The sequence below is a fragment of the Rhodococcus sp. 06-418-5 genome (assembly GCF_002258285.1).
GTDB lineage: Bacteria > Actinomycetota > Actinomycetes > Mycobacteriales > Mycobacteriaceae > Rhodococcoides.
Genome location: NZ_NOYE01000012.1, coordinates 423,466 through 435,707 on the forward strand (window position 1 = coordinate 423,466; position 12,242 = coordinate 435,707).

The 12,242-nt window shown below is 65.0% G+C and carries 12 protein-coding genes; 4 read left to right on the forward strand and 8 right to left on the reverse strand.

Annotation, left to right across the window (positions count from 1 at the left end; translation table 11 throughout):
- A complete protein-coding gene (locus CH274_RS07670; RefSeq protein ID WP_256993499.1) occupies window positions 1-663 on the forward strand; it encodes a Pr6Pr family membrane protein in 663 nt (220 codons plus the stop codon).
- Window positions 664-677: 14 nt separating this feature from the next.
- On the forward strand, window positions 678-1,928 hold the full coding sequence (locus tag CH274_RS07675; protein WP_032397901.1) for an aminotransferase family protein: 1,251 nt from the start codon (window positions 678-680) through the stop codon (window positions 1,926-1,928).
- On the opposite strand, the gene CH274_RS07680 is transcribed toward CH274_RS07675, so the two are convergent.
- Window positions 1,912-2,142: a hypothetical protein gene (locus CH274_RS07680; RefSeq protein ID WP_094657063.1), complete on the reverse strand. Its 231-nt coding sequence runs from the start codon at window positions 2,140-2,142 to the stop codon at window positions 1,912-1,914. The genes CH274_RS07675 and CH274_RS07680 overlap by 17 nt on opposite strands.
- 38 nt (window positions 2,143-2,180) lie before the next feature.
- On the opposite strand from CH274_RS07680, the gene CH274_RS07685 reads away from it, so the two are divergent.
- Window positions 2,181-2,825: a hypothetical protein gene (locus CH274_RS07685; protein ID WP_032397903.1), complete on the forward strand. Its 645-nt coding sequence runs from the start codon at window positions 2,181-2,183 to the stop codon at window positions 2,823-2,825.
- On the opposite strand, the gene CH274_RS07690 is transcribed toward CH274_RS07685, so the two are convergent.
- From CH274_RS07690 to CH274_RS07700, 3 genes are all read right to left on the reverse strand, one after another.
- Window positions 2,815-3,486, reverse strand: a complete 672-nt coding sequence (locus CH274_RS07690; RefSeq protein WP_094657064.1) for a PhzF family phenazine biosynthesis protein — start codon at window positions 3,484-3,486, stop codon at window positions 2,815-2,817. The genes CH274_RS07685 and CH274_RS07690 overlap by 11 nt on opposite strands.
- A gap of 77 nt (window positions 3,487-3,563) precedes the next feature.
- Window positions 3,564-4,103 (reverse strand): carboxymuconolactone decarboxylase family protein, encoded by a 540-nt coding sequence (locus tag CH274_RS07695; RefSeq protein WP_032397905.1) that lies wholly within the window; start codon window positions 4,101-4,103, stop codon window positions 3,564-3,566.
- A 1-nt stretch (window position 4,104) separates the two neighbouring features.
- On the reverse strand, window positions 4,105-4,692 hold the full coding sequence (locus CH274_RS07700) for a peroxiredoxin (RefSeq protein WP_032397906.1): 588 nt from the start codon (window positions 4,690-4,692) through the stop codon (window positions 4,105-4,107).
- Between the two features lie 155 nt (window positions 4,693-4,847).
- On the opposite strand from CH274_RS07700, the gene CH274_RS07705 reads away from it, so the two are divergent.
- Complete coding sequence (locus CH274_RS07705) at window positions 4,848-5,786, forward strand: hydrogen peroxide-inducible genes activator (RefSeq protein WP_094657065.1); 939 nt, start codon at window positions 4,848-4,850, stop codon at window positions 5,784-5,786.
- Here the strand turns inward: CH274_RS07705 and CH274_RS07710 are convergent.
- The 4 genes from CH274_RS07710 to sthA all read right to left on the reverse strand — a co-directional run bounded on the left by CH274_RS07710 (window position 5,773) and on the right by sthA (window position 12,172).
- On the reverse strand, window positions 5,773-8,289 hold the full coding sequence (locus tag CH274_RS07710) for a DEAD/DEAH box helicase (RefSeq protein WP_094657066.1): 2,517 nt from the start codon (window positions 8,287-8,289) through the stop codon (window positions 5,773-5,775). The genes CH274_RS07705 and CH274_RS07710 overlap by 14 nt on opposite strands.
- A gap of 70 nt (window positions 8,290-8,359) precedes the next feature.
- On the reverse strand, window positions 8,360-9,400 hold the full coding sequence (locus CH274_RS07715) for an alpha/beta fold hydrolase (protein WP_032398408.1): 1,041 nt from the start codon (window positions 9,398-9,400) through the stop codon (window positions 8,360-8,362).
- A gap of 228 nt (window positions 9,401-9,628) precedes the next feature.
- Window positions 9,629-10,573: a proteasome assembly chaperone family protein gene (locus CH274_RS07720; RefSeq protein WP_032397909.1), complete on the reverse strand. Its 945-nt coding sequence runs from the start codon at window positions 10,571-10,573 to the stop codon at window positions 9,629-9,631.
- Window positions 10,574-10,756: 183 nt separating this feature from the next.
- Entirely contained in the window at window positions 10,757-12,172 is a 1,416-nt protein-coding gene (gene sthA / locus CH274_RS07725; protein WP_094648034.1) for a Si-specific NAD(P)(+) transhydrogenase, read from the reverse strand.
- Window positions 12,173-12,242 lie beyond the last annotated feature (70 nt).

The following is a 12,242-nucleotide window of genomic DNA, read 5'->3' on the forward strand; positions in this document are numbered from 1 at the left end:
ATGAGCATCTCGCAGGATGTGATGGTTCAGCCGCGCACTCCCGTACCGATCAGGACGTTGCGCGTACTGTTCGCGGCGCTCACCGCCTCGGCACTGATCTCGATTGTCCTGGACGGTCTCGCCTCCACGACGTTCTCGCTGGCCAACTACTTCAGCTACTTCACCGTCATGAGCAACGTGTTGACGGTGCTGGTGCTGCTGGTCGGCGGCGTCGTCGATCCACGCGCAGCGCACTGGCAGCTCGTTCGGGGTGCCGTCACCCTCTACATGGTCATCACCGGGATCATCTACGCCGTACTGCTCGCCGACATCGATGTGGGCGTGGCGGATCCGTGGACGAACAACGTGGTGCATCGCATCATGCCCGTCGTCCTGCTGATCGACTGGATCCTCATGCCACCGCGACGGCAGATCTCGGAATCGCGCAGCCTGACATGGCTGCTGTTTCCGCTTCTCTACGGGATCTACACCCTCGTCCGTGGGCCCGTTGTCGACTGGTACCCCTATCCGTTCCTCGACCCACGCGTCCAGGGCTACCTCGCGCTCGCCATCGGCCTGCTCGTTCTCACCGTCGCTTTCGCGTTGATGGCTCTCGCGGTCGGTGCACTCGGGCGGATCGCCGGACGGTGGAGGTACGGATCGGGCTCGGCCGGAACCACGTGACTACTGTGTACCGCATGTCTTCTGCCACCGGAACCACACACTCTTCCGCGCTCTGGCACGGTTTCGCCGACATGGGAGCCGTCACGACCAGCGGCCCGTTCGTCGTCTCCCGCGGTGAAGGTGCCTACATCTACGACCACGCGGGTACCGAATACCTCGACGCCACCGCCGGCCTGTGGTTCACCAACGTCGGCCACGGCCGTCGGGAGATCGCCGACGCCGTTGCGACGCAGTTGAGCTCGATCGCCCACTACTCGAACTTCGGTGACTTCGTACCCGAGACCACACTGGCACTCGCCGATCGTCTCGCGGCGATCGCCCCGGTACCGGGCAGCAAGATCTTCTTCACCTCGGGTGGCTCGGACTCCATCGACACCGCCGCGAAACTCGCCCGGCGCTACTGGGTCGAAATGGGTCGACCGAGCAAGACACTGATCGTCGGCCGGCAGAAGGCCTACCACGGGATGCACGTCGCGGGAACAGCGCTGGCCGGCATTCCGGTGAACAAGGAGCACTACGGCGAGCTCATGTCCGACGCCCGAACGGTGGCGTGGGACGACGCGAAGTCGCTGCTGGCACTGATCGAGGAGGTCGGTGCCGAGAACGTGGCCGCATTCTTCTGCGAGCCCGTGATCGGTGCCGGCGGCATCTACCTCCCACCGGAGGGCTACCTGCGCGAGGTGCGGCAGATCTGCCGCGACAACGACGTCCTGTTCGTCGCGGACGAGGTCGTCACCGGATTCGGCCGTATCGGTGGCAGTTGGTTCGCCTCCACTCGATTCGAGCTCGAACCGGATCTGATGACCACCGCCAAGGGGCTCACGTCCGGATACGTACCGATGGGTGCGGTGTTCATCGCCCCGACGATCGCCGAGCCGTTCTTCGCGGGCGGCGTGTGGTGGCGGCACGGGTACACCTACGGTGGCCATGCCGGAGCGGCCGCGGCCGCGATGGCCAACCTCGACATCATCGAGCGCGAGGAACTGCTGTCACACTCGAAGCGCATCGAGGCGGCATTGCACACCCACCTCGCGCCGTTGGCCGCACACGAGCGGGTCTCGGAGATCCGGAGCGGAATCGGTGCGGTTGCCGCCGTGCAGCTCGCCGACCCGGCCGAGGCATTGCCCTTCGTCAAGACGCTTCGAGCGCACGGTGTGTCCAGTCGCGCGGCCGGTCAGGGGGCGATGCAGATCTCGCCGGCATTCGTCATGACGAATGCCGAGATCGAAGAGCTGGCCGCGCGTATCCTCAGCGCGCTCGGCTGAACCGGAGCCTGCTGCGCAGCTGCTGTCCGCGTGAGCGCGGGGCAGTAGCTGCGGGCTGCGGCTCGTCGGGGACGGCGGCGAAGCGCCGGTGCAGCCGATCTCGTACTTCCTCGGGCGCGTATGCGCGACGCTTGCGTTCGGATCGGACCACCAACGCCCCGGTGGCCGCGACACCGACCATCCCGGCGAGACCGAGGGCCTTCCACACGTTCATCCGGCCACCGTACCGTCACGAGATCTAGGGTGTGGACCATGAATCCGTCGCGAATCAGCCTCGATACTGCAGTCGAGGCCACCAGAACGGGCGACATCTGGATCTTCCGCGGACAGTCGAATGCCGATCGCGCTATCCAGGCACTGACCAACAGTCCCGTCAACCACGTCGGAATGGCCGTCGTGATCGACGACCTGCCTCCGCTGATGTGGCACGCCGAGCTGGGAAAGTCGTTGCAGGACATGTGGAGCGGAAATTTCCAACGCGGGGTTCAGCTGCACGATCTGCGTGCGGCCGTCACACAGTGGGCCACGAAGTACGAACAGCGTTGTTGGCTGCGGCAATTGGACGAGTCCGTGACGACTGCGCAGGAGGACGCCCTGCTGCGCACGATCGCCCGCATGGACGGAACCGCGTTCCCGACCACTGCGGCGCTCGCCGGTCGGTGGTTCCGGGGCCGAGTCCCCGCACTGCGTCGCAACCGACGCGAGGGGGCGGCACTCGAAACCGCCTACTGCGCCGAGGTGGTCGCCATGACCTACGACGCGATGGGTCTGCTCACGGGCAACAAGAAAGCCAACTGGTTCGACCCGGGAAAGTTCTGGAGCGGCGACCGACTGCCACTGGCCGACGGAGTTCGTCTCGGCGAGGAAATCGAAGTGGACGTACCCGTCACACGCTGATCGACGCGTCCGCCGCGGTGCGTCCGCCCAGTTCCACCCAGCCGTCGCCGATGGTGGTGCGCAACCGAGATCCGGCTCCCTGCACGATGTTCAGGCTCCGGCCGAGTTCACCGGTCAGCCGGACGGCGGCAGCACCGGTCGCCTCGTCCTCGGCGATACCCATCATCGGTGCGAACATGCGCGATCGCAGCGTGCCGTGTTCCTCGTCGGTCCAGGCCCAGACGTAGTGGTGCCCACTGTCGTAGGCACTCGGATCGGCTGCCGCCACCTCGGCCGCATCGTGAACCCGATGGAAGATGAACTGCGGAGTCCAGTCGGCGCGAGCGCGAACCCAGGTGTGCTCGCCGTCGTAGCGGATGCTCAACGGTCCGGCAGGGACGGTGAGCACGTCGACGGGATGTCCCTGCTCGCGGAGCCACCACGAGAGTCCGACCGTGGGATGTCCGGCGAAGGGCAGCTCCACGGCGGGGGTGTGAATGGTCGCCGAGGCCGTACCGGACTCGGTGCGATCGACGAACACCGTCTCGCTGAAGCCGAGCTCGGCGGCGAACTGCTGCCTGTCGGCCTCGTCCACGTCGCCCGCGGCCACGATGCCGAGGGGGTTGCCGAACCTGCCGTCGGCATCGGTGAACACTCGGACGACGGAGACGTCGGTAGCCATGCCCGGATGGTACCGAACGCAGAACGAGGGACCCGCGGCCGCGGATCCCTCGTTCGGTGAACAGTGCGAGACGACGCTCAGACGGCGGCACCGTCGAGGATTCGCCCTGTTTCGATCGCCTGCGCGACACCTGCGACGATCGACGCGGCACGGATGGCCTCGAAGATCTTCTCGCGGTCGACGCCCTCGGCGCGCAGGGTCTTCTCGTGTGCCTCCAGGCAGTGGTTGCACCCGTTGACGGCCGACACCGCGAGCGACCACAGCTCGAAGTCGGCCTTGTCCACGCCAGGGTTGCCGATGATGTTCATGCGCAGGCCGGCGCGCAGATCGTCGTACTTGCCGCCGAGGTATCCCTTGGTTCGGTAGAAGACGTTGTTCATGCCCATGATCGACGCCGCACCGAGTGCCGCGTTGTACGCCTCGGCCGACAGTGAATCGGCAGCGTCCTCGGCGATCTCCTTCAACGTCGTCGCGGACTTCGACGCTGCCGCCACCGACAGCAGCGTGCCCCACAGCTGCTGCTCGCTGAGCACCGTGGAACGGGCGATCGAACCGAGATTGAGCTTGAGGTCCTTGGCGTACTCGGGGACGGCGTTCTTGAGGTTGTCGATCGTCATGTCAGACGCTCGCCGTCAGCAGTTCGCCTGCGTCGATGGTGGGATCACCCTTCTTCCAGTTGCAGGCGCAGAGCTCGTCGGACTGCAGGGCATCGAGAACTCGAAGGACCTCGTCGACGTTGCGGCCCACCGAGCCTGCCGTGACCGACACGAACTGGATCTCGTTGTTGGGGTCGACGATGAACGTGGCGCGGTCGGCGACACCATCGGCGTTGAGAACACCCGTGGCAGCAGCCAATTCACGCTTGAGATCCGACAGCATCGGGAACGGGAGGGTCTTGAGCTCGTCGTGCTGTGCCCGCCACTGGAAGTGGACGAACTCGTTGTCCACCGACGCACCGAGGACCTGTGCGTCACGGTCCTCGAACTCCTCGTTCAGCTTGCCGAACGCGGCGATCTCGGTGGGGCACACGAACGTGAAGTCCTTGGGCCAGAAGAAGACGATGCGCCACTTGCCTGCATGATCGTCACTGGTGACGGTGGTGAAGTAATCGTCGGGCTGCTGAGCGTTCACCTTGGACAGGTCTCCGCCGATGACGGCGGTCAGGTTGTATGAAGGGAACTGGTCGCCAATTGTCAACAGTGCCATGTGGTCTCCTCGTGTCGAATGATCGCGTCGGTTCCGTATGTGAGCGGTTCGGGATCGGTGGCGTGACTGCAGCCATACGAGCCCGGCCGACCGGTACGAGTGTGCCAAAAGTGTGGTCAAAGGTAAACGTGATGAGTGGCACTACACTGATAGGCGTGACCGATCGAAGCTATCAGCCGACCCTGTCGCATCTGCGGGCGTTCGCGGCGATCGCACGTCATCGCCACTTCGGTTCTGCCGCAGCGCAACTGAGTATCACCCAGCCCTCGCTGTCGCAGGCTCTTGCTGCGCTCGAGCAGGGGCTGGGAGTGCAGCTGATCGAGCGCAGCACTCGCCGGGTGTTGTTGACGCCTGCCGGCGGTCAGTTGCTCGCTCGGGCCACCGCGGCACTGGACGCGGTGGACGGATTCGTCGCTACCGCAGCAGGATTGGGTGGCCACCTGACCGGTGGTATCAGGCTCGGAATCATTCCGACCGTGGCACCGTACGTGCTGCCGGCAGTACTCCCGGCCGTACGCGCCGAGTACCCCGACCTCGTGCCGAGGATAGTGGAGGATCACACCGCCCGACTGCTCGACGCACTCCGCTCCGGTGACCTCGACGTCGCCGTTCTCGCGCTGCCCCTCGCCGACCCGGGATTGATCGAAATATCCATGTACACCGAGGATTTCGTGCTCGCGTTACCTGCCGAGCACCCACTGGCGGGGCGGCGGGATCTGGACGTCGCCGACCTCCGAGGCCTGCCTCTGCTCCTGCTCGACGAGGGGCACTGCCTGCGCGAGCAGACCCTCGACCTGTGCCGCTCGGTCGACATCGAGCCCGACGCGAGCGCTACCCGGGCGGCGTCGTTGACCACGGTGGTGCAGTGCGTTGCAGGCGGGCTGGGTCTGACGCTGCTGCCGCACAGCGCCGTCGAGGTCGAGGTCGCTCGTGCGGGCCTGTCCACCGCGGAATTCGCACGCCCGGCTCCCGGCCGCACGATCGGTCTCGTGCACCGATCCACGAGTGCGCGCTCGGCCGAATACCGGGCGCTGGCAAGTCTTCTCGCCACCGAGGTTCGTGCCGGCCACGCAGATGGCCTCAGCCGGGCGTGATCACGATCTCGTCGAACACGATCTCGCCTGCCGCATCGGACTCGGGCACATCGACGACGGCGTCGAGCAACCAGCCGTGGTCCCCGTCGGGGTCCTCCAACACCTGACGCACCGTCGTGGACTCCGCACCGACGTTCAGGGTGAACAACGCGGGGCCACGGGCCGACGGGCCGGTTCCGATCGAGCCGTACTCGGCGAAGAACGGCTCGAGTTCGGCCTCCCAGTCCGGGCCGTCGTCGAGGTCGTCGAGCGTGTTCCACTGTCGGCGCGCCGCCAGGTCCACGCGGCGGAAGATCGCGTTGCGCGCGAGGATTCGGAAGGCTCGCGGGTTGGCCGAGATCGGACGCGGCACGTCGGATCCGTACGCCTCCACGAGCGCTTCCGGCTCGGCACCGGGATCGGTGAGGTTCTCCCACTCGTCGAGCAGGCTCGAATCCACCTGCCGAACGAGCTCACCCAGCCACTCGGTGATGTCCTGTACCTCTTCGGTTCGAGACTCCGGCGGAACCGTCTGGCGCAGTGTGCGATAAGCGTCGGCGAGATACCGCAGGACGAGTCCCTCGGACCGCATCAGACCGTAGTGGCTGATCAATTCTGCGAACGTCATCGCGCGCTCGACCATGTCGCGGACCACGGACTTGGGCGACAGGCCGACCTCGGAGAGCCACGGATGGGTGCCGCGGTAGATCTCGAATGCCGGAACGAGCAGCTCTGCAAGAGGTTTCGGCCACGTGACCTCCTCGAGCAGCTCCATTCTCTCGTCGTACTCGATGCCGTCGGCCTTCATCTGCGACACCGCTTCGCCGCGCGCGGCGTGCTGCTGTGCCATGAGGATCTGACGCGGATCGTCGAGGGTCGATTCGATGATCGACACCACATCGAGGGCATGGGTCGGTGATTCGGCGTCCAGCAGGTCGAAGGACGCGACCGCGAACGTCGACAGCGGCTGATTGAGCGCGAAGTCCGGTTGCAGGTCCACCGTCAGTCGAGCATGTCGACCGTCGGCGTCCGGCTCGTCGAGTTGCTCGACGATGCCCGCATCGACCAGACCACGGTAGAGCGAGAGCGCCCGTAAGATGTGCTTGCGCTGAGCGGGCCGGGTCTCGTGATTGTCCTCGAGCAGGTGTCGCATGGCATGAAAGCAATTGCCCGGCCGGGCAATGACATTGAGCAACATCGCGTTGCTCACCGAGAACCGGGACGTGAGCGGCTCCGGGCTGGCGGCGATGATCCGCTCGAATGTCGGCTCACCCCACGAGACGAAACCGTCGGGTGCCTTCTTGCGCTGCACACGCTTGAGCTTCTTCGGATCGTCGCCGGCCTTGGCCACCAGACGCGCGTTCTCGATGTCGTGTTCGGGGGCCTCCACCACGACGGTGCCGAGGGTGTCGTAGCCGGCTCGGCCCGCGCGTCCCGCGATCTGATGGAACTCGCGGGCCCGAAGCTTGCGGGTGCGGATGCCGTCGTACTTGGTCAGTCCGGTGAACAACACCGTGCGAATGGGAACGTTGATGCCCACCCCCAACGTGTCCGTTCCACAGATCACCTTGAGCAGACCGTCCTGCGCCAGCTTCTCGACCAACCGTCGATACTTGGGAAGCATGCCGGCGTGGTGCACCCCGATGCCGTGCCGAACCAGTCTCGACAGGGTCTTCCCGAAACCTGTGGTGAAGCGAAAGGCGCCGATGGCCTCGGCGATCTCGGCCTTCTCCTGCTTGGACGCGACATTGACGCTCGTCAGCGCCTGGGCTCGTTCGAGTGCCGCGGCCTGCGTGAAATGTACGACGTACACCGGCGCGAGATGCGTTTCCACCAGTTCTTCGATGGTCTCGCTGATCGGAGTGGTGACGTACGAGAACATCAGTGGAACCGGACGTTCGGAGCCCGAGACGACGGTGGTCGTGCGTCCGGTGCGCCGGGTCAGATCGTCCCGGAAGAACGAGACATCGCCCAGGGTCGCGGACATCAACAGGAACTGGGCGTGCGGCAGTTCGATCAACGGCACCTGCCAGGCCCACCCTCGATCGGGCTCGGAGTAGTAGTGGAACTCGTCCATGATCACCTGGCCGATGTCGGAGCCGCGGCCCTGACGCAGGGCGAGGTTCGCGACGATCTCGGCGGTGGCGCAGATGATCGGGGCTCCGGAGTTGACCGACGCGTCGCCCGTCATCATGCCGACGTTCTGAGCACCGAAGATCTCGCACAGAGCGAAGAACTTCTCGCTGACCAGTGCCTTGATCGGCGCGGTGTAGAAGCTGCGTATGCCCGCGGCCATCGCGGCGTAGTGGGCTCCGATGGCCACCATCGACTTACCCGATCCGGTCGGCGTCGCGAGGATGACGTTGGAGCCGGAGACCAGCTCGATGAGAGCTTCCTCCTGCGCGGGATACAGGGTCAGACCGCGATCGGCAGTCCAGGTGGTGAACGTGTCGAACAGGACGTCCGGGTCGACGCCGTCGGACCGAGCGGCGGCGGTATCGGGAATCAGTTCGGTGAGAAGCACCTCTACAGGCTATGTGGGATCGACGGCCGGACCCGCATCGACACCGCGCCGGGCGGGGTCCGGCGATGCGTCAGGTGGCGCTGCGTTCGTCCGAGCCCATGGCTCCGAGCACTGCCAGTCTCGTACTCGCGCTGCCGGTGATCATGTCCTCGCCGACACCGGTGATGAGCAGGTTGCGCCACCGCACTTCGTCGAACGTCAACGACGGGGTGGAATCGATGAAGTCCTCGACGACCTGCAGGAAGCGCATCGGGTCGTCTCGGAACGGAAAATGTCCGGAATTCTCGAACACCTCCAATGTGGAACCGGGCATGGCCGAATGAGCGAGGTGCGCATGACTGACCGGAATCACCGAGTCCTGATCACCCCAGACGAGCAGCACCGGCAGATTCTCGGTCAGGTAACACCGGTCCAGCATCGTGACCACCTGGCCGCGCCAGTCCACGACGGCGCGCAGGGTCCGCAGATACGCCTCGTACGTCGTCGGGGCCGGAAGCTCGCTCAGCACTCGGATCAGATCCGGAGTGTCGTGCAGGAGCGACCCGGGACGCAGGGGAGAGCTGTGCAGTGTGCTCAGGAGGCTGCCCGCCAACTTCACCGCGGGGATGGCACCGGGCAGGCGGAGCAGTTTGACCGCCTCGCTGAGAAACGGCATGGATGCCAGTCGAAGAAGGGGATGAACGTCCTTGGTGACGCCACCGGAGGACACCAGAGCCAACCTGTCGACCATGCCCGGGAACTGGTAGGCGAACTGCATGGCGACCCCGCCGCCCAGTGAGTGTCCGACGACGGTCACGTGTTCGATGCCCAGCACCGAGAGCAGGTCCCGCATGCCGTTGGCGTACGCGGCGACGGAGTAGTCGGCACGGGGCTTGTCCGAGCGACCGTGCCCGAGCAGATCCGGAGCGATGACGGTGTAGTTCTTCGCGAGGTGCGGGATCACCTCGTTCCACGTCTCGGAGTTGTCGCCGATCCCGTGGATCAACAACAGGACCGGTCCTTCACCGGCCATGCGGAACGCCCGCCGGTATCCGTGAATGGTCCGGAAGATCAGCCGTGGCTCTTCGTCGGGAACCGGGCGGAGCTTGCGACTGCGCGGATTGGTGCTCATCTGCGCCTCCTGAAATTCCCTGGTGCACCGCGCGACGCGGCACACGACGGCGACGCCGTGCACGAGTGTGTGGACGTACGTACCCGAGTACGTGTTGGTACGACTCTTGCACGAGATGACGCTCGGGGCAGAACATCGGGCGTATTTGCGGTTACAGGTATGTTTCGATCCGCCCGAACCGTCCGATGTGCGCGCCCGAGCGATCATCTTCTGTGACCGCTCACACTGCTACTGCTCGGTGGTGTCTTCTCCCTCGTCGAGACCGGCCTGCTCGGCGAGGAAGCGCTCGAACTCGGCCCCGAGCTCGTCGCCGCTCGGCAGTGGCTCGTCGCTGGCCAGCAGAGTCGACTGCTGTTCCTGCGCGGCCACGTAGGTGTCGTATTGACGCTCGAGTGCCTGCACCACCGACTGGACTTCTTCGTTTCCGGTGATGTGCTCGTTCACCTGCTCCCGAACCCGTGCGGCAGCTTCACCCAGCGCGGCCAGCGGCAGGTCCAACTCGGCGGCTTCGCTGACGTTCTCGAGCAGCGTTTCGGCTGCACCGGGGTAGTCCGTCTGGGCGAGGTAGTGCGGTACGTGCACCGAAAAGCCCATCGACTCGTGACCGTGCTGCGCCATCCTGAGCTCGAGCAGGGACGACGCGCTGCCGGGCACCTGCAGGTCACCTGCCCAGCTGTTGCCTTCCTTGACCAGCTCCTTGTCGCTGGCGTGGGCCGTCACACCGAGCGGCCGAGTGTGCGGAATGGCCATCGGGATCGAGCCGAGACCGATGGTCCGACGGACTCCGAGCTGTTCGGCGAGCAAGCGAACGGCAGTGGTGAACTTCTCCCACCGCAGATCCGGTTCCATACCGGCCAGCAGCAGGAACGGGGTGCCGGTGCGGTCCTTGACGGCATAGAGATTCAGTTCGGGAGCGTCGTAGTCCGAGAAATGATCGGACTTGAACGTCATCGTCGGACGACGGGACCGGTAGTCGATCAACTCGTCGACGTCGAACGACGCGACGAGTTCCGACTCCAGGCTCTCGCGCAGATGAGTCGTCGCCAACTTCACTGCGTGACCCGCGTCGGAGAAGCCCTCCAGACCGTGCACGAGGACGGGTCCGACTCCGTCGTTGGAGAAGATTTGCGGTGCCGGAAACTCCAGCTCGTACATCTTCGACTGTTCGGTCATGGCCGGGCCCCTTTCGGATCGACTCGTAGGTACCTCGAAGCGAGCATCGGGTAAGAATACGCCGATCCTGGGCGCGAGCCCCGTACCCGCCGACGTCGATCGTGGCGATTCACTATCCGAAAGAACAACCGGTGGACCGCTGTTCATTCCCCGTCCCGGGTTGCCCTCGTGCCGAGGACGACATCAGCGGTCGAAGTTGGCCAGCGCACGGATCTTGTTCGTGACATCGAGGGCGGCAACCTTGTACGCCTCCGACAGTGTGGGGTAGTTGAACACCGCATCGACGAGGTAGTCGACGGTGCCGCCGCACCCCATCACGGCCTGCCCGATGTGCACCAGATCCGTCGCACCCGACCCGAAGATGTGTACGCCGAGAATCGACCGGTCCTCGGTGGAGACGAGCAGCTTGAGCATGCCGTACGAGTCGCCGGCGATCTGACCCCGAGCGAGTTCGCGGTACCTCGACACCCCCACCTCGTACGGAATCGATCCCTTCGTCAGGTCGACCTCGGTGGCTCCGACGTACGAGACCTCGGGAATCGAGTAGATGCCGATGGGCTGCACATCGGTCAGTTTCGCGCTGGACTCGCCGAACGCGTGGTACGCCGCCAGCCTGCCCTGATCCATCGACGTCGCGGCCAACGCCGGAAATCCGATGACATCACCGACCGCGTAGATGTGATCGACCTTGGTCTGGAAATGTTCGTCGACGAAGATGCGACCGCGCGCGTCGGCCTCCAGACCGGCGTTCTCGAGTTCGAGTGCCGTCGTCAGACCCTGGCGGCCTGCCGAGTACATCACCGTCTCCGCCGGGATCCGCTTGCCGCTGGCAAGGGTGGTCACCGTTCCGTTCGGGCCGACGTCGACCGCGGTCACCGCCTCCCCGAAGCGGAACGTCACCGCGAGATCGCGGAGGTGGAACTGCAACGACTCGATGATCTCGCGATCGCAGAAGTCGAGCATCGAATCGCGCTTCTCGACAACGGTGACCTTCGTTCCCAGGGCAGCGAACATCGATGCGTACTCGATTCCGATGACCCCGGCCCCGACCACGACCATGGACGCCGGAATGAATTCGAGATTGAGAATCCCGTCGGAGTCGAGGACGCGGTAATCGTCGAACGCGATGTCGGCGGGACGCGCGGGAGCCGTGCCGGTGGCGATCACCACATTGGCTGCCTTGACCGTGATGCGTTCACCTCGCGACTCGTCCTCGATCACGATGGTGTGCGCGTCGAGGAACTTTCCGACGCCGGTGATGAGTTCGATCCGGTTGCGCAGCAGTTGCGAGCGCACCACCTCGATCTCCTTACCGATCACGTGCTGGGTTCGCGCCAACAGATCGGCCGGAGTGATGTCGGCCTTCACCCGATAGCTCGCTCCGTACAGCTCACGTTGATTCATGCCCGTGAGGTACAGAACGGCCTCGCGCAGCGTCTTGGACGGAATGGTGCCGGTGTTGACGCAGACCCCGCCGAGCATGTGGCCCTTCTCCACGATCGCCACCCGCTTGCCGAGCTTCGCAGCCGCAATGGCCGCCTTCTGGCCACCTGGGCCGGAGCCGATGACCACCAGGTCGTACTCCATGGGTTCAGACATTCGTCATAGGTACCGCTCGCACGCAAAGACTGCGTGCCCACCCGGTCACAACCTTGTGAACTCCGAGATT

What these genes read in the sequence shown, in the direction of transcription:
- CH274_RS07670 (WP_256993499.1), top strand. Translation starts at nt 1, where the DNA reads ATGAGCATCTCGCAGGATGTGATGGTTCAGCCGCGCACTCCCGTACCG.
- CH274_RS07675 (WP_032397901.1), top strand. Translation starts at nt 678, where the DNA reads ATGTCTTCTGCCACCGGAACCACACACTCTTCCGCGCTCTGGCACGGT.
- CH274_RS07680 (WP_094657063.1), bottom strand. Translation starts at nt 2,142, where the DNA reads ATGAACGTGTGGAAGGCCCTCGGTCTCGCCGGGATGGTCGGTGTCGCG.
- CH274_RS07685 (WP_032397903.1), top strand. Translation starts at nt 2,181, where the DNA reads ATGAATCCGTCGCGAATCAGCCTCGATACTGCAGTCGAGGCCACCAGA.
- CH274_RS07690 (WP_094657064.1), bottom strand. Translation starts at nt 3,486, where the DNA reads ATGGCTACCGACGTCTCCGTCGTCCGAGTGTTCACCGATGCCGACGGC.
- CH274_RS07695 (WP_032397905.1), bottom strand. Translation starts at nt 4,103, where the DNA reads ATGACGATCGACAACCTCAAGAACGCCGTCCCCGAGTACGCCAAGGAC.
- CH274_RS07700 (WP_032397906.1), bottom strand. Translation starts at nt 4,692, where the DNA reads ATGGCACTGTTGACAATTGGCGACCAGTTCCCTTCATACAACCTGACC.
- CH274_RS07715 (WP_032398408.1), bottom strand. Translation starts at nt 9,400, where the DNA reads ATGAGCACCAATCCGCGCAGTCGCAAGCTCCGCCCGGTTCCCGACGAA.
- CH274_RS07720 (WP_032397909.1), bottom strand. Translation starts at nt 10,573, where the DNA reads ATGACCGAACAGTCGAAGATGTACGAGCTGGAGTTTCCGGCACCGCAA.
- sthA (WP_094648034.1), bottom strand. Translation starts at nt 12,172, where the DNA reads ATGTCTGAACCCATGGAGTACGACCTGGTGGTCATCGGCTCCGGCCCA.